Source organism: Prosthecobacter sp. (genome assembly GCF_044378005.1).
Classification (GTDB): domain Bacteria; phylum Verrucomicrobiota; class Verrucomicrobiia; order Verrucomicrobiales; family Verrucomicrobiaceae; genus Prosthecobacter.
Map to the genome: position 1 here is coordinate 38,656 of NZ_JBILYB010000006.1, position 22,360 is coordinate 61,015.

General features: G+C 60.6%; 10 protein-coding genes. 8 read left to right on the forward strand and 2 right to left on the reverse strand.

Annotated elements, in window-relative coordinates; all coding sequences use genetic code 11:
- The first annotated feature begins 2 nt into the window (after positions 1-2).
- The 5 genes from AC6FTP_RS02370 to AC6FTP_RS02390 are packed head-to-tail and all read left to right on the forward strand — an operon-like array spanning position 3 to position 9,642.
- Positions 3-3,284 (forward strand): PSD1 and planctomycete cytochrome C domain-containing protein, encoded by a 3,282-nt coding sequence (locus tag AC6FTP_RS02370; protein WP_497205300.1) that lies wholly within the window; start codon positions 3-5, stop codon positions 3,282-3,284.
- A gap of 20 nt (positions 3,285-3,304) precedes the next feature.
- Positions 3,305-5,878 (forward strand): DUF1592 domain-containing protein, encoded by a 2,574-nt coding sequence (locus AC6FTP_RS02375; protein WP_497205301.1) that lies wholly within the window; start codon positions 3,305-3,307, stop codon positions 5,876-5,878.
- 7 nt (positions 5,879-5,885) lie between these two features.
- A complete protein-coding gene (locus tag AC6FTP_RS02380; protein WP_497205302.1) occupies positions 5,886-7,199 on the forward strand; it encodes a DUF1552 domain-containing protein in 1,314 nt (437 codons plus the stop codon).
- Positions 7,200-7,247: 48 nt separating this feature from the next.
- A complete protein-coding gene (locus AC6FTP_RS02385) occupies positions 7,248-8,549 on the forward strand; it encodes an amidohydrolase (RefSeq protein ID WP_497205303.1) in 1,302 nt (433 codons plus the stop codon).
- A gap of 4 nt (positions 8,550-8,553) precedes the next feature.
- Positions 8,554-9,642, forward strand: a complete 1,089-nt coding sequence (locus AC6FTP_RS02390) for a serine hydrolase domain-containing protein (RefSeq protein WP_497205304.1) — start codon at positions 8,554-8,556, stop codon at positions 9,640-9,642.
- A 274-nt stretch (positions 9,643-9,916) separates the two neighbouring features.
- Here AC6FTP_RS02390 and AC6FTP_RS02395 read toward each other — a convergent pair whose 3' ends face one another.
- Entirely contained in the window at positions 9,917-10,603 is a 687-nt protein-coding gene (locus AC6FTP_RS02395) for a hypothetical protein (protein WP_497205305.1), read from the reverse strand.
- Positions 10,604-10,835: 232 nt separating this feature from the next.
- Here AC6FTP_RS02395 and AC6FTP_RS02400 point away from each other — a divergent pair, with 232 nt between their 5' ends.
- Positions 10,836-14,990, forward strand: coding sequence for a PVC-type heme-binding CxxCH protein (locus tag AC6FTP_RS02400; protein ID WP_497205306.1), 4,155 nt, complete (start codon positions 10,836-10,838; stop codon positions 14,988-14,990).
- 81 nt (positions 14,991-15,071) lie between these two features.
- Here AC6FTP_RS02400 and AC6FTP_RS02405 read toward each other — a convergent pair whose 3' ends face one another.
- Positions 15,072-17,648, reverse strand: a complete 2,577-nt coding sequence (locus AC6FTP_RS02405) for a CehA/McbA family metallohydrolase domain-containing protein (RefSeq protein ID WP_497205307.1) — start codon at positions 17,646-17,648, stop codon at positions 15,072-15,074.
- A 67-nt stretch (positions 17,649-17,715) separates the two neighbouring features.
- On the opposite strand from AC6FTP_RS02405, the gene AC6FTP_RS02410 reads away from it, so the two are divergent.
- Together AC6FTP_RS02410 and AC6FTP_RS02415 are read left to right on the forward strand one after the other, a co-directional pair.
- Positions 17,716-19,797: an FAD-dependent oxidoreductase gene (locus AC6FTP_RS02410; protein ID WP_497205308.1), complete on the forward strand. Its 2,082-nt coding sequence runs from the start codon at positions 17,716-17,718 to the stop codon at positions 19,795-19,797.
- Between the two features lie 20 nt (positions 19,798-19,817).
- Entirely contained in the window at positions 19,818-22,358 is a 2,541-nt protein-coding gene (locus AC6FTP_RS02415; RefSeq protein ID WP_497205309.1) for a protein kinase domain-containing protein, read from the forward strand.
- Positions 22,359-22,360 lie beyond the last annotated feature (2 nt).

Here is a 22,360-nt window from a genome sequence, read left to right on the forward strand (position 1 = left end):
TGATGTCTTGCTCCCGTCTTTTGCCGTTCGTGTTGATTGCCGGTACGGTGCGTGCCGAGGACACTGCGCTGTTCGAATCCAAAATCCGCCCGATTCTCGTCGAGCACTGCTACGAGTGCCATTCGGCGGACAAAAAGCAGAAAGGCAACCTCCTGCTCGACACGAAGGAAGGCACGCTCAAAGGCGGCGACACCGGTCCTGCAATCGTGCCGGGCGATCCGGCGAAATCGCTGCTTATCCAGGCGGTGAAGTGGGCGAACAAAGATCTGCAAATGCCGCCGAAAAAGAAGCTCAGTGATGGGCAAATCGCCGATCTGGAGGCGTGGATCAATGCAGGCGCGCATGATCCGCGCTCTGGGCCGCGCACTCTGACGAAGATCGAGCAGCATCTCGAAGACGCGAAGAAGCACTGGTCGCTCCAGCCCGTCGTCGATCCGAAACCGGCATCGCTCGATGCCATCATTGGCCTCAAAGCCACGCCACCGGCCGACAAGCGCACCCTCATTCGTCGCGCGTATTTTGATCTGCTCGGCGTGCCGCCGACTTACGCGGAAGTGAACGCTTTCGCGGCCGATAATGACCCGAAGGCCTTCGAGAAGCTCATCGACAAGCTGCTGGCCGACAAACGCTACGGCGAGCGCTGGGGCCGCCACTGGCTCGATGTCGTGCGCTACGCCGACAACATGGGCAGCATCTACAACGGCGACGACACCTACCCGAACGCCTACACGTATCGCGATTACGTCATCGACGCCTTCAACAGCGACAAGCCCTACGACCGCTTCCTGCTCGAACAGATCGCCGCTGACCAACTCGACACCGCGAAGGACACGCGCACGCTCGCCGCGATGGGCTTTCTCGGTCTCGGGCGTCGCAAAGACCGCCGCGTCGATGACGACATGTATGACGACACGATTGATGTGATCGGTCGCGGCCTCATGGGGCTCACGATTGGCTGCGCACGCTGCCACGATCACAAACTCGAGCCCATCACGACCAAGGACTACTACGGCCTCTACTCCGTCCTGCGCAGCAGCAAGGAGCCCGAAATCCAGCCCGCGCTGCCGCAGGCCGACACGCCGCAGACACGCGAGTATGCGGAGAAAAACAAGGCCGCACGCGCCGAATACATCCGCGTCATCGCCTTCGAGGCGGATCGCTCGATGAGCGCGCTGCGTTCACGCGTCGGCGACTACTTGCAGGCGGCCAAGGATTCCGAGTTCAAGACGATCTACGAGGGCAAAACGGTCAAAGCCGACATCCTCGACCCGCGTCGCCTTCTCAACGGCCCGCATGGCCGTGTGGTGAAAACTTGGGACAAATGGGTCAAAGGCCATCCAGAGGTCTTCACGCCCTGGCTGGAGCTTTCCGCGCTCAGTGAGGCCGATTTCGCCGCGAAGGCCAAACCGCTGTGCGAGGCCTACGGCAAGAATGCGGACAAAAAATTGCTCGTCTCCGTTGCGCGCGCCTTTTCCAAAGCCACGCCGAAAAACCTGCGCGACGTCGCCGACATCTACAACAACCTCTACACCAGCCAGATCGACGCGCTCTGGGCGGAGAAGTGGCGCGAGCCGCTGAAAGTCGCCTGCGTGCCCACCGCCGAGGAACTCGATCTGCCGCTCAAAGAACTCGAACCGCGTGCCATCGACCGCCTCAACACCGTGCAGAAGGCGAATGCACTTCCCGAGGCCGAAGATCAAACCCTGCGCGCGATTTTCATCGAGGACGGCTCGCCGTTCTTATTCACCGGCAAAGATTTCCTCTCCAACCAACTCTACTCGACGCGCGATGTCGCCGATGGCATCCGCCGCAATGTCACCAAGGCCGTCACGGAGCTGCAAAACCATCCCGGCGCGCCTGCACGCGTCATGAGCTGGGCGGACGCCGACAAGATGTATGACGGCAAAGTCTTCGTGCGCGGCAATCCGCAGACTCCAGGCCCGGAAGCACCGCGCCAGTTCATCACGGCGCTCAAGCAGATCGCGCCGGAGCCGTTCCCGAAGGACAAAAGCGGCCGCCTGCAACTCGCGCAGGCCATTGCGAGCAAAAACAACCCGCTCACCGCCCGCGTGATCGTGAACCGCGTGTGGGCCTGGCACTTCGGCGATGCCATCGTCGGCACGCCGAGCGATTTCGGCTTCCGTGGCGACAAGCCGACGAATCAGCCGCTGCTCGATCATCTCGCCGCGTGGTTCATGGAGAATGGCTGGAGCTTCAAGAAGCTGCACAAGCACCTCATGCTCACCGCCGCCTACCAGCGTGCCGATTTCCCGATGCGTCCGCTCGATCTGGAACCGTTTCGCGACGCGCTGCTCAGCGTCACCGGCCGCTTGAAGCCCGACTTTGGCGGCAAAGCCGAAAAGATCGCCGAAACGACGCGGCGCACGGTTTACGGCTTCGTCGATCGCAAAACGCAGCCCTCGCTCTACCGCAGCTTCGATTTCCCGGACCCGAACTTCAGCGCACCGAAACGCAGCCGCACCGCGCTCACACCGCGGGCGCTCATTTTGATGAACAGCCCCCTTCTCACCGACAGCGCGAAGAATCTCGCCGCCACGCTCGCGAAAGACCTGCCGGACGACAACAGCCGCATCGAGGAGCTGTATCGACGCGTGTTCCAGCGTCAGCCCACGGATAAGGAAATGCAGCGTGCGCACGACTACCTCGCCGCGTATCCGAAGAACGACCTCGTGCATCCCGAGTCGCAGGACTGGCAGTATGGCTTCGGCGATTTCGATGCCGCCGCGAAGCAGGTGAAGGATTTCGCCTCGCTCGCCAATTTCGACGGCAAGGCATTCAAAGGCACCGGCGTCGTGCTCGATGCCATGGGCGGTGATCCTGGCGCGTCGAGCAAGCAAAGCACCGTGCGCCGCTGGGTCGCACCGCTCGATGGCGAGGTGAACATCGCAGCCGAACTCATCCATATGGACGAAAAGAGCGACGGCGTCGTCGCGCGCGTTCTCAGCAGCCGCGCTGGCCAACTCGGCGAGTGGACCGCGAAAAAGCAGGCCGTGTGCACCGATCTGACGAAGATCGCCGTGAAGAAAGGCGACACGCTCGACTTCATCGTCAGCAGCGTCAGCGGCAAAGACGCCGCCGCGTATCAATGGAGCCCCAGCATCGTCATGCCCGGCACCGACATGCCCGCGATGCCCGGCATGGCTCGCCGCTGGGACGCCCGCGTCGATTTCGCCAATCCCAAAGCCCCGCAGAAGCCGCTCTCGGCCTGGGAAGAACTCTGCCAGGCCATTTTGCTCTCACCGGAATTTGCGGTGATGGAGTGAGCGAATCCTGTCCACTTTCCATGGTTCGTTACATCACCATCGCTTTTTGCCTGCCACTGCCGTTTACCGCCACGGCCGCAGTTCCGTTGTCGTTTGTCGAAAAGCACTGCGTGGAGTGTCACGACGACTCCATGAGCGAGGGCGATTTCCGGGCTGATCTGCTCGGCAAAGATCTTCATGATGACGCGAGCCACAAGGCGTGGAGCCGGGTGCTCGCGCGGGTGCAGAGCGGCGAGATGCCACCGCCCAAGAAAAAAGAGCACCTGCCAGCGTCGGAGGTCAGCGCGGCGCTCGGAGCGCTGAAGGCCGCGTTTCACCAGGACGCGCTGGCCAAACACGGTGAAACCGGCCGGGTGCGCGTGCGCCGTCTCAACCGGCTCGAATACGAGAACACCGTCCGCGATCTGCTCGGCATCGACACGCCACTGCGGGATCTTTTGCCGGAGGATGACCTGCGCGATGGTTTTAGCAATCAAACGGCAGCGCTGAGCATCTCGCCTGTCCACATTCAGCAATACATGGCAGCAGCGGATCGTGCGCTCGAAGCGGCTAGCGTCCGCCAGGCTAAGCCAGAGACCAAGACGCATCGGTTTGCCTTTGACCACGAGGCCGAAAAGCCTTGGTCCGCTTACGCGCACAACCGGTTGCAGTGCAACTTGCACGGCGAGGATCTGCACTTCTTCCTCGACACGCACATCGAGGTGCCTGTGGCGTTGCGGCAGTTCGAGGCGGTGACGCGCGAGACACCTGGCAGGTATCGCATCCACATCACCACCGAAGCGCTCGATACAACAGGCGACGAGGATCTCATTTACAGCGTATGGCTCGCTTCGGGTGGCAAGCGACGCCAGTTGCTCGGCCACTTCGACGCGAAGCATCGCCAGCAGAGCAGTATCGAGCTGACGCGATTCTTTGACCGCGGTGAGACCGTCATCGTCGCCCCCTATCGCATGGCCAAGGTGCGCATCGACGCCGGTTACAGCGTCTATGCGCCGGACAAGCAGGAGAAGATGCCCAAAGGCTGGCATTTCCTCAACAATCCCAATCCACCCATTGCCACGGTGGGGCCAGCCATCGTGGTGAAGCCCTTGGAGATCACCGGGCCGCTGATCGAGAGCTGGCCGACACCGGGGCACAAGCTGCTCTATGGCGGCGACACGGAACTGGCTCCCGCCGCAGAAGTCGCAAAAACGGCGCGTGTGCCGGATTCGATCCTCCGTCCTGTGCGCGCTTATCGGCAGCTCAAGGACACCGTCACCGTCCGGTTATCGGCGGACAAAGTAGAGCCCGCCATCCGTGAAGCGCTCAACCGATTCATCAGCCGCGCGTTCCGCCGACCTGCGAAGGCCGAGGAGGTTGAGCTTTACCAAGCGATGACTCGTGACCGACTCGCCAAAGGCGAATGCCTCGAAGTCGCGCTCAATGCCGCGCACCGTGCCGTGCTTTGCTCACCGGAATTTCTCTTCCTCGTCGAACAGGGGCCGAAATTGAACAGCCACGAGCTGGCCGCGCGCCTCTCTTACTTCCTGTGGCGTTCCGCTCCTGACGAAGGCCTGCGCAAGCTGGCGGACAAGGGTGAGCTGACCAAGCCCGATGTCCTGCGCAAAGAAGCGGCCCGCCTGATCGCCTCGCCGCGCTTCGAGGCCTTCGTTAATGACTTTCTCGCTCAATGGCTCAACCTGCGCGAGATCGACGCCACCACGCCGGACCGCGATCTTTTTCCCGAGTATTTTGAAAGCATCGGAGACGGTCGGCAGGATGTGTTTCTGCATGATTCGCTGGTCGGGGAAACACGCGCCTGTTTCCGCGATCTCGTGGAGCGTGATCTCGGCGCGGCGATGCTTGTTTCGGCACCCTACGCCTATCTCAATCAACGTCTGGCTGAGCACTACGAATTGCCTCCGGTGAAAGGCGCTGCCCTGCGGCGCATCACTTTGCCCGCTGACAGTGTGCGCGGTGGATTGCTCACGCAGGCGAGCATTCTGAAGGTTACAGCCAACGGCGCGAACACTTCGCCCGTGCTGCGTGGCGTGTGGCTGCTAGAGAGGATCGTGGGCACACCTGCCCCGCCGCCGCCGCCGAATGTCGGATCCATCGAGCCCGACACGCGGGGTGCGACCACCGTCCGCGAGCAACTAGCCAAGCACCAGTCGGTGAAGACCTGCGCTGGGTGCCATCAGAAGATCGATCCACCTGGTTTCGTGCTCGAAGCCTTTGATCCCATCGGGCGCTATCGCGACTACTACCGCACCACCGAGACGGGTGAGAAGCTCAAAGATCTGAAGGCCTTCTTCGGTGCCCACTACGGACAGGTCAAATACCTCAAGGGTGCCACGGTGGACACGCGGAGCCAGTTGCCCGGCGGGATCGAAGTCGCCGATGTCCGCGACTACAAGACGGCGCTCGCCACGCGGCCCGAACTGCTCGCGCGCAACTTCGTCCGCAAACTCGCCACCTTTGCCACAGGCGTGCACACGGAGGCTGGCGATGAACTCGTCATCGATGCCATTTTGAAAAAAACCAAGGCGTCCGGCTTTGGCCTGCGCACGCTGATTCACGAAGTCGTGCAGAGCGAACTTTTCACCCAGAAATAAGCATTGTATGAAACCGATCTCACGCCGCCTCTTCCTGCGAAACTCCGGCATCGCCCTTGGATTGCCGATGCTGGAGTCCATGCTGCCAGCGGGCCGTCTCGCGGCTGCTCCTGCCTCTTCGCCCCGCCGCATGGTGTGCATCGGCGTTCCCTTTGGCTTCGATCCCACGGCCTTCGTGCCCACCACCACTGGCCGCGATTACACGCTGCCTGCGCACCTCACGCAGCTTGCGGCCTTACGCGATGACTTCACGGTGATCAGCGGCCTGAGCCATCCCAACACTGGCGGCGGCGGACACAAGGCGGAGGCGGTCATGCTCACTGGCGCGCCTTATCCCGATTACTCGTATAATTTGAAAAACACCATCTCGGTGGATCAGGCCTTTGCGGCCAAGTTTCGAGGTGAGACCCGCTATGAGAGCTTCGCCCTGACCACGCAAGGCGGTTCGCTCTCCGTCACTGCCAATGGCGTTACTATTCCTGCCATCGACCGACCCTCGGCGGTCTTCAAGAAGCTCTTCCTCGCTGCAACGCCTGCCGAGATGGATGCCGAGATGCGCCGCATTGATGAAGGCCGCAGCATGCTCGATTTCGTGGGTGATCGCGCCAAGAGCCTCAATCGCCAGATCAGCAGCGCCGACCGCCAGCGCGTCGAGGAATACTTTGAATCCGTCCGCGACGTGGAACGCCAGCTCCAGATGGCCCGCGAGTGGGTGAACCGCCCCAAGCCCAAGGCCATCGGCAGCGAACCCAAAGACATAGGCGACAACCAGCAGCAAAAGGCGAAGTTCCAGCTCATGATCGACATGATACACCTCGCACTGGTTACCGACTCGACCCGCGCTGTGAGCCTCATGACCTTCGGCATGCATCACGACCTCTCTCATCACGGCAAAGAGCCGAAAAAGCTCGCTGCGTGCCGCCAAGTCGAGGTGGAACTCATCCAGGCCTTTAGCGGCCTGCTTGGAAAGCTAAAGAGCGCCAAAGAAGGTGCCACCACCCTGCTCGACTCCACCATGGTCATGATGACCAGCAACCTGCGCGATGGAAACACCCACTGGACCTACAACCTGCCCGCCATCCTAGCCGGCGGCGGCTTCCGCCACGGCCAGCACCTCGCCTTCAACCAACCCTATCTCGATGAAGTGAAGCTGGAACTCAACGCGACAGATGGGAAGAAGATCAACCCCGAGAAAAAGATTCCCCTCATGGGCCAGAACCAGCAACCGCTCTGCAATCTCTACACATCCATGCTGCAAAAGGGCGGCGTCGAGATTGAGCGATTCAGCACTGCGACCGGTCCGCTGGATGGGCTGGCTTGAATCACCACAAACTGTTGGAACACCCCTGCCGGCGACGTTTCGTCTGTCATGAAGTCGCTCGTCCTCTTTTTCCTCGCTACGACCTGCCTAAACGCGGCGGATTCCATCGACATCATGGTCGCGGAGCAGCGTCCATCCTTGATCCAGCTCTACGAGCATCTGCATGCGAACCCTGAGCTGTCGTTTCATGAAGAGAAAACGAGTGCTCGCATGGCCGAGGAGATGCGGGCGGTGGGATTCGAAGTGACGGAGAAAGTCGGCGGCTTTGGCGTGGTGGGTGTGCTGAAGAACGGCCCCGGAAAAACGGTGCTGGTGCGTACGGATCTGGACGGGCTTCCTGTGCGCGAGATTGGTTCCGTGCCCTACGTCAGCAAGACCACCACCAAGGACGATGCGGGCAATGATGTCTCCGTGATGCACGCGTGCGGTCATGACATGCACATGACCTGCTGGGTGGGCTCGGCGCGGGCGCTCGCGGCTTCGAAGGACAAGTGGAAGGGGACACTGGTCTTCATCGCGCAACCGGCGGAGGAACGCGGCATGGGCGCACTGGCAATGATTGAAGACGGACTATTCCAGCGCTTCCCCAAGCCGGATGTGTGCCTCGCGCTGCATTGCGATGCCGGGCTGCCCGTCGGCACTTTTGGCGTGACCAGCGGCCCAGCCACCGCGAGCACGGATACCGTGGACATCTTGGTGAAAGGCGTCGGCGGTCATGGCGCGATGCCGAACACAACGAAGGACCCTATCGTGCTTGCCTCGCAGATCGTGCTGGCGCTGCAAACCATCGACAGCCGCGAATTGCATCCCGTGGAGCCCGTCGTGATCACGGTGGGAAAGTTCAACGGCGGCACGAAGCACAACATCATTCCTGACAAGGTCGAACTCGGCCTCACCGTGCGCACCACCAGCGCTGAAACGAGAAACCAAGTGCTGGAGTCGATCAAGCGCATCTGCCGTGGCCTGGGCATCGCCGCCGGACTGCCGGGCAATCTGCTGCCTGAGATCAAACTGACCGGACCTGGCACGCCATCGCTCTTTAACAATCCTGATCTCACTGCCCGTGTAAGCCAAGTCTGGGCGGATGCCTTTGGCAAGGCGAGCATCATCGAGCGCAAGACCTCCATGGCCGGCGAGGACTTCTCCCGCTACACGATGACCTCCGACAAAATCCCCGTCTTCCTCGCCTGGCTCGGCACCGTCGCGCCCGAAAAAGTCGAGAAGGCCGCCAAGACTGGCGAAGTGCTACCGAGCCTGCATTCGCCCTTCTATCGCCCTGAAGCCGCGCCCTCGATCAGCTTTGGCGTCAAAGCGATGACCCTCGCCGTGTTGAACGAACTCAACCACTGATCACATGAACCGTCGCGATACTCTCGCCCTCACGCTTGCCGGCCTTGGACTGACCACCCGCGCCCGATCCGCCTCTCTCATGCAACCCGCCGCTCAAATCATCCAGACGCAAATCGACAACGGCATGCTCCACTCCGCTGTGCTGCATGTGCGCCGGGGCGATCAGGTCACGCAACACGTCTTCGGCAAGGCGCAGGCGGATTCGATGTTCCTGCTTGGCTCCATCACCAAGCCGCTTGCCGTTGCCCTTCCAGTGATGATTCTGGTAGATCGTGGCGAGTTGAAGCTCTCGGATCGTGCGGTGAAATACCTGCCCGAGTTCAACGATGGCGTGCGCAAGGACATCACCATCGAGCAGTTGCTCACGCACACCTCGGGCCTGCCAGATCAACTGGAGAACAACAATGAGCTGCGGGCCCGGCACGCATCGCTGGCGGAATTTGTGAAGGGGGCGGTGCGCACACCGCTGCTTTTCGCGCCCGGCACGAAGTATCATTATCAAAGCATGGGCATCCTGCTCGCCGCAGAGATCGTGGAGCGAGTCACAAAGATGAAGCTTCCGGATTTTCTCCAGCAGCTCGTTTTCACACCGCTCGGCATGTCGCGCAGTGTGCTCGGCCTCGGCAAATTCAAGAAATCCGACATGGTGCCGATGCAGACGGAGCACGCCGCCCCCGAGGCCGGTGCTGGCGATCCGAACGCGCGCGAGTGGGACTGGAACAGCGACTACTGGCGAAATCTTGGCGCACCGTGGGGTGGTGCGCACAGTACAGCAGGTGATGTGGCCACCTTCCTGCGCAGTTTCTTGCATCCTGACGGCAAAGTGCTGAGCGAGTCCACCGCACGTCTCATGATCCAGGATCACACGCCCACGCTCGAAGCTCATCGCGGCATCGGATTCATGGTCGGCCTTTCGGGCCTCGGCAAAGGCTGCTCGCCTCGTGCTTTCGGCCACAGCGGCTCCACCGGCACGCTTGCGTGGGCTGATCCTGCCACGGGCACCAGCTTTGTTCTGCTCACCGCGCTGCCAAAAAATGTGTCTGGTCCGCTGATCCTGTATCCGGTGTCAGACATCGTCTCCACTCTGCCATAAAAAAGCGGCTGAGTTTCCTCAGCCGCTCATGGGTTGGATGACAGCGGGGGGAATCAAGCCCCGCGATAATCGCGTCGTCCGTGTTCTTCATCTCCGCGACCGCGCGGTGGTTGCGGGCCATCGTTTCGGCGTTCGTCCATGTGCGGGCGTTGCTCGGAACCGCGACCTTCAGGACGTGGGCCACGATGCATCATCGGTGGTGGACCTTTACGATGGAGCTCAGGTCCGCGTGGGCCAGGGCCGCCCTGCATGTGTTGATCCGGGCCGCGTCCCATCATCGGACCACGGGGTTGCTGCGGGCGCTGGCCAAAGCGTGAGTCGGGTCCGATGCCACGGCCATGATGGCGATGTCTGTGTCCGAAGTGTGGTGAGGAGGGACCTTCAGGCCGCTTCTGCGAGAAGCTGTCGCGAGATCCCTGCTGCGGGCCGCGGTCGCCATCACGAGGACCACGATCAGCATGAAATTCACCACGGGGGCCTTGATGAGGAGGCTGGCCTTTTTCACCATCGCGAGGGCCAGATGGGCGGTCGCGATCTCCTTCGCGATGCATTGGAGAATGCTTTTCACCGTCACGAGGGCCGGGCTTGTCACCACGGTCTCCGTCATGTGGTCCAGGGCCGCGTTCACCACCGCCATCGCGATGCATCTGGGGACGGTTTTCACCGTCACGGGGTTTGGCTGGGCCATCACGATCTCCTTCACGGCGAGCCTCTGGCGCGGGTCCACGACGTGCGGGGCCATCGCGGTTGGCTTCAGGGGACGGGCGGCCTTCGCCACGAGCTTCTGGAGCCGGGCCACGACGAGGTGGTCCTTCACGATTGGCTTCAGGTTGCGGCCGCCTTTCGCCGCGATCTCCACCACGAGTTTCGGGCGACTGGGGACGCTCGGCGGGTTGCTCGCGTCGAGGTTCAGGTTTGGCGGCCTCAGGTGCGGGATTGGCCGGAGGCGATGGTGGGGCATTCTCCTGAGCAGTTGCCGCCCCGCTAAGGGCAGCCACTCCGAGAAGCACAAACAGGGTGCGTTGGGTTGGTTTCATGGGTGAGTTGGGCTGGCGCTGGAGCGCGGTTCATGCGCCTAACGCCGTGAAGGCTTTCTTTTGTGTATGCCGGGCCTTGGAAAAAAGAAGTTGGAGAAAAAATGTCCGGTTTGTCCTCCTCACGCGGTATATCGATTCCCGCCCGTTGACCCAACCATGAAGCACCTCCTCCTCACCCTGACTTTCCTGTGCAGCCTCGTCACTGCTCAGGACTACCTCGAACTCGCTGCCAACCCCGGCGGCGCTGGCAAAGGCAAAACAATCGTGCTCGTCGCAGGCGATGAGGAATACCGCACCGAGGAGACGATGCCGATGCTGGCGAAGATCCTGGCGAAGACGCATGGCTTTAACTGCATCGTCCTTTTCTCCACGGATGAAAAAGCGGGCTACATCGACCCGAACAACCAGAAGAACATCCGTGGCACCGAGGCGCTGGACAACGCCGACCTCATGATCATCGGCACGCGCTTCCGCCAGCTCCCTGAGGCGCAGCTCGCGCCCTTTGCTCGCTATCTGAATGCTGGCAAACCGGTGATCGGCATCCGCACGGCGACGCACGCATTCTCCGGCGGAGCCAAGACAGGTGACTTCAAATGGTCGGAGTTCGGCCTTCAGATTCTCGGTGAAAAATGGGTGGCGCATCACGGCGCGCACAAGAAGGAAGGCACCCGCAGTGTTTTCGAAACGGCGAACCTCAAGCATCCTGTACTGCAAGGCGTGGAGGAGATCTTCGGCACGACCGATGTCTATGCGGTGAAGAATCTGGACCTCAGCCGCGCGACCGTGCTGCTGCGCGGCGCGGTGACGGAGAGCCTGCATGATCGCTCGTATCCGGTGAAGGGTCCGAAGAACGAGCCCATGCAAGCGCTGGCCTGGCTCTTTGAATACAAGACGCCAGACGGTAAAGGCACGGGCAAGTCCTTCTGCACCACGATGGGTGCCTCGGTGGACTTTGTGGATGAAGACCTGCGCCGCTTGATCGTGAACGCTTCCTTCCATCTGCTCGGCATTGAGGTGCCAGCGAAGGCGAAAGTGGACTTCATCGACCCCTTCAATCCGACGAACTATTCCGCGCTGAAGAGTGACCACTACAAGCAGATCAATCTGAAGCCCGGCGATTTCGCCACAGGCAAGAGCCCCTCCACCGGTCTGCCTGGTGAAAAGAAAAAGGAAGCCGCTGCTGCGAACGATCATCCTCACGCTCCAGATGCTGAGCCTCCCTCTGCGACCTCGGCGCGTGCTCAAACCGTCGCTCCTCCTGCGAAGGGCGAGCGCATCGTGCTCATCGGCAACGGACTCGCCGAGCGCGACACCTGGTATAGCCGCATCGAGACCGAGCTGCACCTGCGCTACCCGAACGAAGAACTCTTCTTCCGCAACATGGGCCATGTGGGCGACACCCCTGGCTTCCGTCCGCATCCGGCGCGCGTTTCGCAGTGGGCTTTCCCCGGCGCGGAGAAGTTCCACCCCGACAAAAAGATTCACAACGGCAAGGGCTTCTACTCCACGCCTGACCAGTGGCTCACGCACCTGAAGGCCGACACCATCGTGGCCTTCTTTGGCTACAACGAATCCTTCGACGGCCCGAGCAAGGTGAAGAACTTCGAGGACGAACTCGACGCCTGGGTGCAGCACACGCTGAGCAAAGCCTACAATGGCAAAGCGGCCCCGCGTCTCGTGCTCGTCACTCCCATCGCGTATGAAAATTTGAGCGCCAAGCGCGACCTGCCGAATGGCGATAAGGAGAACGCCAACCTCATCCTCTACTCCGCCGCTGTGGAGACCGTGGCCAAGAAGCGCGGGCTGACTTTCATCGACCTCTTCTCGCCCACGAAGGCACTTTATGACAAGACCGAGCAGCCGCTGACGACGGGTGGTTTCGTGCCGAACGAAGAAGGCTACGAGAAGATCGCCGAGCTGCTCGCCACCGGCGTGTATGGGCATCAGTCCCGCGAGTCGAAGGCTGATCCGAAGCTCGTTCTTGAAGCCGTGAAGGAGAAGGACTGGTTCTGGAACAACGACTACAACATCCTCAACGGCGTGCACACGCATGGCCAGCGCTACAATCCCTTTGGCCCGCAGAACTACCCCGAAGAAGTGCAGAAGACCCGCGAGATGGCCGCGCTGCGTGATGCTCTGATTCACGATGTCGCTACCGCGAAGAAGAAGGATATCGCCGTCGATGACAGCAAGACGCTGAAGCTTTCGCCCGTGCCGACGAACTACCAGCCGAGCGTGAAGAACGGCAGCACGAAGTATCTCTACGGCGAGGAAGCCGTGAAGTCGCTCACCGTGCCCGAGGGCTACAAAGTCGAGCTGTTTGCCAGCGAGCAGGAGTTCCCCAATCTCGCGAAGCCGATGCAGATGTCCTTTGATGACAAAGGCCGCCTCTGGGTCGCCACCATGCCGAAGTATCCGCACTATCGCCCTGGCGATCCGATGCCGAACGACATGCTGCTCATTTATGAAGACACGAACGGCGACGGCAAGGCCGACAAAGAAACCGTGTTCGCCGACAAGCTGCATTTGCCCATCGGCTTCGAGTTTGCGCCCGAGGGTGTGTATGTCACTCAGGAACCGAACCTCATCCTGCTGCGCGACACGAATGGCGATGACAAAGCCGACAGCACCGAGATCGTGCTCGGAGGTTTCGACACGCATGACACGCATCACGCGATCAGTGCTTTCACCGCTGATCCAAGCGGTGCGTTCATGCTGTGCGAGGGCGTCTTCCTCCACTCGAATGTCGAGACGCCTTACGGTCCCGTCCGTTGCGTCGATGGCGGCTTCTTCCGCTACAGCCCACAGCGTGGCCAACTCGAGCGCACCATCCAGATGAGCATCCCAAATCCCTGGGGCTTCGTCTTCGACCAGTGGGGTCAGGACTTCTTCCTCCACACCTCCGGCACCAGCATGAACTGGGGCCTGCCCGTCTCCGTGAAGCCCACCTTCGGCAGCAAGACACCGTCCACACCGGACCTCATCCCATCCGCCCAAAAAGTGCGTCCGACCAGCGGTCTGGAGATCGTCTCTTCGCGTCACTTCCCCGATGAAGTGCAGGGCGACATCATCCTCGCCAACGCCATCGGTTTCCTCGGCATCAAGCAGCACAAGATCGAAGACGACAGCACCGGCTGGAAGACCAGCTTCCGTCAGGATTTGCTCAAGAGCAGCGACGGCAACTTCCGCCCCGTCGATCTCGAGTTCGCGCCCGATGGCAGCCTCTACGTGATCGACTGGCACAACGTCCTCATCGGCCACATGCAGCACAATGCGCGTGACCCGCTTCGCGACCACGTCCATGGCCGTATCTACCGCATCACCTACCCGAGCCGTCCGCTGATGAAGCCCGTGCAGATCGATGGTGCCCCCGTCGCTACTTTGCTCGAGAACCTGAAGGAACCCGAACTCCGTATCCGCTATCGCACGCGTCGCGAGCTGCGCAGCCATCCTGTCAGCGAAGTGATCCCCGCCGTCAAAGCCTGGGCCGCCAAGCAGACCGATGTCCACGCCAAGCTCGAAGCCCTCTGGGTCACCTGGGGCATGAATCAGGTCGATGACGGCCTGCTGCGCGAGATGCTCGCCTCCACCGACTTCCACGCCCGCGCTGCCGCTGTGCGTGTGCTGCGCTACAACCACCACGTCATCGCCGATCATGCCGCGCTTCTGGAAAAAGCCGCTGCTGATGAACACGGCCGCGTTCGCCTGGAAGCCATCGTCGCCGCCTCCTGGCTGCCCGACACGAATGCTGGCAAAAAGATCGTCGCCATCGCCAGCAGCAAACCTCTGGACGTGTGGAGCCAAAACGCCGCCAAGACTGCCGCAGATCGCCTCGCCGGCATCGCCGAAGTTGAGAAGCCCGAGTTTGCCGAGATCAAAGCGCCTGCAAACCTCAGTGCCGAAGCCAAAGCCCAGTTCATGGCCGGACAAAAAATCTACTACCGCGAAGGCCACTGCGTGACCTGCCATCAACCGAACGGCAAAGGCCTCGACCCCGCCTTCCCATCCATCGAGAAAAGCCCGTGGGTCATGGGCGACACGGATCGTCTGATCAAGATCGCCATGTATGGCCTCATGGGACCGCTCGAAGTGAACGGCAAAAAATACGACGGCCAAGTGCCCATGACTCCCTTCGCCGGGATGCTCAAAGACGACGAAATGGCCGCCGTGCTCACCTTTGTGCGCAACGCCTTCGGCAACCAAGCCGAGCCCATCACCCCCGCACAGGTCGGCAAAATCCGCGCCGCCAATCCCGGCCGCATGATGTTCTACAACACGGCTGAGCTGCTCAAAGAGCATCCGATGAAGTAGTGGCAGTGCCGGTCAGGCGCTGTGCTTTGTCAAGATGGGTCAAGGAGGTCGAGATGACCTCTTTGACCTTTTGACGAAGACCTACTTTACCTGCACCCACACCGGGCTGCTCCACGCCATGTTGCCGTCGCTTTGCTCGATACGGAGGTAGTAGCGGTTTTCGCCGGGGAGGGGTGCTTCGTCGGTGAAGGTTTGCTCGAAGGTCTTCGTGCCCGGTTCCCACTGCTGGTGGTTCTTTTCGTTGCGGACCAGGGTGACACGTTTGATCGGCGCAGTGCCGTCGATGGCGAATTTGAGCACAGGTTTGCCGCTAAGGGCGATCTCGGTGCCGAGGAGTTTGTCGTTGCAGGTGAACTCGACGAAAATCTTGTCCGTCGCCGCGATGGTGCGGCGGGCGTTGAGGCCTTCGATGATGCCTTCGCGGGTAAAGTCCTTCACATAGACTCCGCCGTAGCTGGTGTGGGTGCTGATGTGGTCGCTGTTCGCCCAGACGCCGAGTTTGTGACCGAGTTCGAGGGCGTGCTGATACACGCCGTTGTTCTTTTCGGTGAAGCTGCGGATCGGTTCGCCGACCACTGGCTTGCCAATGACGGTGGAGGAGTGGTTGTAGTCTTCACCAACACGCAGACCGACGGTGGGCTGCGGGGCATTCAGCCCTTCGTAGCTGACGCGGGCACCTTGGTAGATCTCGATCACGTTTTCGACGCGGTGGTCGATGGGTGGGATCTGATCCCAATCCGTGCCCATGCTCGTCGCGCCAGTGTGGGAGATGGCGGTGACGGGTTTGCCGTAGCGCGTGAGCACATCCCAGAGTTCGGTGGGGTGCATCTCGGCTGGGCCATCCGTTTTCACGGGGAAAATCTTCTGCCAGGGGGAATCGACGTAGTTCTTTCGCTGGATGTACACGATGGGCCCGCCGCGCTGGGCGAAGACAATGTTGCGATGACCGAAGGGCCACTTCTGCTCCCGCTCATAGGCATACATGCTGGTGAAGAAGCCGGGCGCGTAGAAAACATCGACCATCTTCTGGTTCAGCCACCATTCATAGGGGTGGTAGATCTTGGCGATGTCGGTGTGGTCGCTCGTGCCGAGGGTGTCTAGCTTGCCCATGTCGATGGCGTAGCGGAACTGCTCCAGCACGCAGCCGTCGTTCGCGGTGATGCAATTCGAGATGTCAGTGTGGCGATGGTAGTCGCCCCAGTAGAGCTTGTACGTTACGCCACCGTGCGTCCAGGTGTGGCGCTCATCGCGGGCACGCTCGGCAGTGACGGCATTGATGTAAGCCGCGAAAGGTTCGTGAGCTTTCGGTGCTGGCGCGGTGACGAGTGGGAGATCGAGATCAGTGGCGACCTTCGCGAGGTGAATACCGCTTGTTTGATGCAGCTTTGAAGAGCGTAGGTCGCTCGGCCAGGTGATCCAGAGGCTGCCATCGTTGCCGAGCGCATGGTTCGTCTGGCGATCCTGCGAATACACGCTGCCGGGGATGGCGTAGGGCTTCGACCATTGCTTCGTGGCAGGATCGTAACACGTGAGGCCTATGCGCCAGCAGTAGCCTTTGAAGTAACGCACGGTGAGCCAGGGGCGGCCAGCGGCATCAAGCATGAGGTGCGGCAGATTTAGCGCAGCGACTTCATTGGGCGGTGGTTGATTGCTCTTCTTCTTTGGCTCTGCGGCTTTTGCCTTCGCTTTGGCTTTTGCTTTGGGATTGTTGCCACGAGGTGCGGCAGCTTTCGCAGGCTGCGGGCCGGGCAGGTCATTGAAAAGAGCGTCAGGGCTGGGCAATTCATCCAGTTTGCCAGTCGAGAGATCAAGATAGGCAATGACGGTGTTCTTGCCGCCGTTCAGCCCTTGGAGGCGGCCATGCGCACGCATATCGAGACCCCACTGTTGGTTGCCGCGTTCGCAGGCCAGCCAGATGCCTTTGCCGTCCTTCGCGCCAATGGCACTCACTCGACCTTCGTAGCGGTCCGTGAAAATGAGAGGCTTCGTTTCGCCGACTTGGAGATCAGCGCTGATCTTCGTGGCGTAGATGTTGAATTCATTGCCGCGTGACGAATCGAACAGAATCCAGGCATCCGAGCCAGCAAAAGCCACGCAAGGTTCCCAGTCACCACCGGCATCTTTTGTGACCTGAATTTCAGCGGACCATTTTTTGAGAGCTGGATCGAATACACGGCAAAAGATATCACCCTGAGTCCCGCGCATTCCTTGCCAGACAACCCAGACTCTACCCGAATGGTCCGTGATCGCTTTGGCGAAGGCATTGCCGCCATTGGGCGAGCTGGCGAGCTTGGTGATCGAGGCTTTGCCATCACGGATTTGGGCGGCGTGTAGGTCCATGAGGTCTTGGTCATTCACTCGCGACCAGATGACGTGAATCGTGCCTTTGCCATCCGTGGCCATCGCGGGCTGGTGGATGATGCCGGGTTGACCGAGGGGTAAAACATCGCTCAAAGCACCACCTGCGAGCTTGGCGACATGCAGCGTGTCCTTTTCACCATCCCACTGCACATAGGCCACGTGCGGTATGCCATCAGCAGTCGTTGTCAGGGCAGGGAAGTCGGACTGTTTGCCGGGTTCCCGGAGGACATGAGACTGGGGCAGCAGATCCTGCGCGAAGATGGAGGCGGAAAGGAGCGGAAGAATGAAGCGAATCATGGCGCTCTAAACATTCTGATTGCCGATTCCTTTCATGCGGCGATGAAGCGTCGAATCATCACCAGCCATGAAATTTCGAGTTCTCTTCACCACTCTTCTCGTCGTCGGTCACTCTCTGAACGCCGCAGATCATGACGTCGTCATCTACGGTGGCACCTGCGCTGCCGTCACCTCTGCCGTGCAGGTGAAAAAGATGGGCAAGTCCGTCATCATCGTGTCGCCAGACAAGCATCTGGGCGGGCTGAGCAGTGGCGGTCTTGGCTTTACCGACACGGGCAACAAAGCCGTCATCGGCGGACTTGCGCGCGATTTTTATCACCGCATCTACATGCACTATGACAAAGACAGCTCGTGGGTGCAGCAGAAGAAATCCGAGTACGGCAACAAAGGCCAGGGCACTCCCGCGATGGATGGCGAGAACCGCACGATGTGGATCTTCGAGCCGCACGCAGCCGAGCAAGTCTTCGAAGATTACGTCAAAGAGTTCGGTATCGAAGTCATGCGCGACGAATGGCTCGACCGCGCCAAGGGCGTGAAGAAGGACGGCGATAAAATCACCGCCATCACCACGCTCAGCGGCAAGACGTATGAAGGGAAGATGTTCATCGACGCCACTTATGAAGGCGATCTCATGGCCGCTTCGGGGGTGGATTACCATGTCGGGCGCGAGGCAAACAGCGTCTATGGCGAAGAGCACAACGGCATCCAGGTCGGCGTGCTGAATCATCGCCACCACTTCGGCGCGGTGAAGGAACCTATCAGCCCCTACAAAGTGCCGGGTGACCCGAAGAGCGGTCTGCTGCCACGTGTGAGCGCTGAAGATCCCGGCGTCAAAGGTGAGGGCGACAAGCGCGTGCAGGCCTATTGCTTCCGCAGTTGCTACACGACGGACCCGAGCAATCGCATCCCTTTCCCGAAGCCGGAAGGCTACGACGCCACGCAGTATGAACTGCTGCTGCGCGTGCTGAACACCGGTTGGGGCGAGTTCTTCGAGAAGTTCGATCCCATCCCGAATCACAAGACGGACACGAACAATCACGGCCCCTTCAGCTTTGATAACATCGGCTTCAACTACGACTACCCCGAAGCCAGCTACGAGCGCCGTAAAGAGATCATCGCCGAGCATCGCACCTATCAGCAGGGCTTGCTTTGGTTCGTGGCGAATGACCCGCGCGTGCCGAAGAAGGTGCAGGAAGAACTGCAAACATGGGGCCTGCCCAAAGATGAGTTCACCGACAACGGCAACTGGTCACACCAGCTCTACATCCGCGAGGCTCGCCGCATGATCGGCCACTTCGTCATGACGGAAAACGAGCTGCGCAAAAAGAAGCCCACGCCCGAGTCCGTCGGCATGGGCAGCTACACCATCGACAGCCACAACGTGCAGCGCCACATCACCGCCGAGGGCTATGTGCAGAACGAAGGCGACATCGGCGTGAGCACGAACGGCCCGTATGAGATCGCTTATGGTTCGATGGTTCCGAAAAAAGGCCAGGGCTCGAATCTGCTCGTCCCCGTCGCCATGTCCGCCACGCACATCGCGTATGGTTCCATACGCATGGAGCCCGTCTTCATGATCCTCGGCCAGAGCGCCGCCACCGCCGCCGTGATGGCGATTGATGGCGGCCTGCCTGTGCAAAGCGTGCCTTATGAAAAGCTGCGTGAGCAATTGATCAAAGACGGCCAGATCCTCCAATACAGCGGCCCGATGTCATCGCGCGGCATCGAAGCCAAGACGCTCAAAGGCATCGTCATGGATGACACGGAAGCCAAAGTCACCGGCCACTGGCAGGAAAGCAGTGCCGCGAAGAGTTTCATCGGCGACGGCTACAGTCACGACGGCAACTCCAAGGACGGCCAGTGTAGTCTGCGCTTTGAACCGAAGCTCACCAAGCCCGGCAAATATCGCCTCATGCTCGCTGCGCCGCCGAACAGCAACCGTGCCAGCAATGCGCTGGTCGAAGTGCAGCACTCGGGCGGCGTGCAGAAGATGAAGCTGAACCTCAAAGAGCCAAAAGCAGGCGAGGGGGTCTTCTGGCTCGATCTCGGTGAGTTCGAGTGCGGCAATGACACCGCCATCACCATCAGCAACGCTGGCGCGGACGGTTACGTCGTCGTCGATGGCGCGCGCTGGTTGCCCATCGAGTAGCACATGCATTACTCACCTGCATGTTCAAATCCCACGGCCAGACACCTCTGACCAAGCCTTCTGCAGGCTTGTACGATCTGGCTTTGGCGGCGGACGATACATTGGCCGATCACGACAAGGTCGGCCAGCCAAGCCAGGATCAACCCGGTATGATCATCAGCGACAGGTACATCCTGAAGTCTGTGATCGGCGAGGGTGGCACCGGCTATGTCTGGTGCGCCGAGCAAACCCATCCTGTGCGGCGTGATGTGGCCATTAAGATCATTCGCAGCGGTCTCGTCACGCAGCCTGTCTCGATGCGCTTCAACCGCGAGTATCAAGTGCTGGCGCGCATGGAGCACCCGAACATCGCTGCCGTCTTCGACGCTGGTGAGTTACCCGACGGGCGCACTTACTTTGTCATGGAGATTGTCTCAGGTTCGCCGATCACCACTTGGTGCATTCAGCACGACGCACCTGTTCGGGAACGTCTGACGATCCTGCTGCAAGCTTGCCTCGCCGTGCAGCACGCCCACCAGAAAGGCATCCCGCATCGCGACATCAAGCCGTCCAACGTCCTGGTCTCAACGCTGGATGGCAGGCCGCTTGTGAAGGTCATCGACTTCGGGATTTCCAAGGCCCTGGAGGGTGACCTCTCGCTGGGTACAGACATGACCCTGCGCGGCACTGTGCTCGGGACGCCGCGCTACATGAGCCCCGAGCAGGCAGGGCTCACCGGGCAGGATGTGGACACGCGCGCGGATGTCTATGCGCTCGGTGTCATGCTTTACGAACTGCTGACCGGCACAACGCCGATCGCGGAAGCTCACGACAAGGACGAGACACTCCCCGAGCTGCTGCATCGCGTGCGCCAAACTGAGATCGAGCTGCCCAGCCGCCGTGTCACGCGCCTGACAAAGAAGACCAAGCTTCTAGTTCAGGAGCTTCGGGGTGAGCTCGACTGGGTCGTGCTGCGTGCTTTGGAAAAAGATCGCGAGCGTCGCTACCCCACCGTACTCAGCTTTGCAGAAGATTTGCATCGCTATCTTTTGGACGAGCCGGTCATCGCCGCACCTCCCAGCTCAGCTTATCGGCTGAAAAAGTGGTTCGTCAGAAACAAGAGCGGCATTGCATCGGCGGCAGCGGTGGTCATTTCCCTCGCAGGTGGCATCGTCGCCACCTTGTGGGCGCTGGAACGAGAGGAGACTCAGCGGCGGGAAGTCCTGAAGCAAACGCAGACCGCCAGGAGTCATGCAGACCTCGCCAGACAGGTGGGAGATCAGCTTCAGGAGCTGCTCATCAATGCCCGCAGGCATGCCGATGCCGGCATGAACACGCAAATGTTGCGCAAGCTAGCGGATGAATGCGCTGCGGGCATGTCACGCTTTGCCGATCAGCCGCAGGCCGAGGCAGAGCTCGCCGGGCAACTTGCCAAGCTTTACTCCGCCCTCGAAGAGCGCACGCGCGCCCTGCCCTGGTTTGAGCGCCACTGGCAACTGCTGAAAAAGACGGAGGGTGAAAAGTCTCCCGACACGCTGACGGCTTTCTTTGAGCTCGGCACACGGAGTCTCGCTTTGATTTCGAAGGATCGGGCAATCGAGTATCTCCGAGCAGCTGCCGAAGGCTTTGAAAGCCTGGCCGAGTCGGATGCCCGGATGCGAGCGCGCGCTCTTCTCACCCGCAAGGAGCTCGCCCGTGCGCTCTCCTTGGCGGGGCGCCATGACGAGTCGCTGGCACTCTTTGAAAAAGTGATCCGCCTGAAAGGCATAAACGATCCTCTGGAGGTCTCGGCCTGGCTCCGAGAGCAGGCAGATGCCCTGCGCAGTGCAGGTCGGCTTCAGGACTCCGCCGCCGCCCTTCAGCGTGCTTTGGCGCTGCTGCCGCAGGAGCGGAAACACATCGCGCGTCGGGCTTATATCCTCAGCAGCCTGGCCACCACGAGCCAGCTTCAGGAGCATTATGACGAAGCGCTGGAAGCGTCTTCAGCACGCTTAGGGTTATTGGAGGAGGAGTATGGCACCCACCACCCACGCGTGCTGAATGCCCTCATCGAGCATGCCTTTCTGACCTGCCTATGTCCGGGGTGTCCGGGAGGTGAAGACACCGCGCGCAAGGCGCTGAGCATCGCCAAGGCCACCGGTCATGAATCCCGCCTCGTGGATGCCTGGATGGCTCTCAGTGAAGTCCAGCGCATGATGCGGAAATTCTCGGAATCTGAGCAGACCATCTGTGAGGCCATCGAGGATGTGAGCCAGACGCGCGCGGAATACTGGCGTATCCTAGAGCTGCATCGTCGGCTGGGTGACCTTCTCGTCGCACGCGGGGAGTATGAGGGTGCCTGGGAGCAGTATGAAATCGCCGCTGATGGCTGGTTTGCCGAGTCCACCGTCGGGAGGTCACCGGAAAAGGAGCGCCTGATCTTCGAAAGCATCATCGCTTTCTACGGACAGGCTGCGACAGCCCAGTCACCCTTCGCCAGTAGTGAAAAGCTCGCCGAATGGCAGCAGCGGCTCAAAAAGTGGGAAGACACCCAACCGGATATCCCAGGGGCGCATAAAAAGACGAAGTCCGTCGTTCCTTAACG

Coding starts and splice junctions, on each gene's coding strand:
- AC6FTP_RS02370 (WP_497205300.1), top strand. CDS start 3: ATGTCTTGCTCCCGTCTTTTGCCGTTCGTGTTGATTGCCGGTACGGTG.
- AC6FTP_RS02375 (WP_497205301.1), top strand. CDS start 3,305: ATGGTTCGTTACATCACCATCGCTTTTTGCCTGCCACTGCCGTTTACC.
- AC6FTP_RS02380 (WP_497205302.1), top strand. CDS start 5,886: ATGAAACCGATCTCACGCCGCCTCTTCCTGCGAAACTCCGGCATCGCC.
- AC6FTP_RS02385 (WP_497205303.1), top strand. CDS start 7,248: ATGAAGTCGCTCGTCCTCTTTTTCCTCGCTACGACCTGCCTAAACGCG.
- AC6FTP_RS02390 (WP_497205304.1), top strand. CDS start 8,554: ATGAACCGTCGCGATACTCTCGCCCTCACGCTTGCCGGCCTTGGACTG.
- AC6FTP_RS02395 (WP_497205305.1), bottom strand. CDS start 10,603: ATGCCCCACCATCGCCTCCGGCCAATCCCGCACCTGAGGCCGCCAAAC.
- AC6FTP_RS02400 (WP_497205306.1), top strand. CDS start 10,836: ATGAAGCACCTCCTCCTCACCCTGACTTTCCTGTGCAGCCTCGTCACT.
- AC6FTP_RS02405 (WP_497205307.1), bottom strand. CDS start 17,648: ATGATTCGCTTCATTCTTCCGCTCCTTTCCGCCTCCATCTTCGCGCAG.
- AC6FTP_RS02410 (WP_497205308.1), top strand. CDS start 17,716: ATGAAATTTCGAGTTCTCTTCACCACTCTTCTCGTCGTCGGTCACTCT.
- AC6FTP_RS02415 (WP_497205309.1), top strand. CDS start 19,818: ATGTTCAAATCCCACGGCCAGACACCTCTGACCAAGCCTTCTGCAGGC.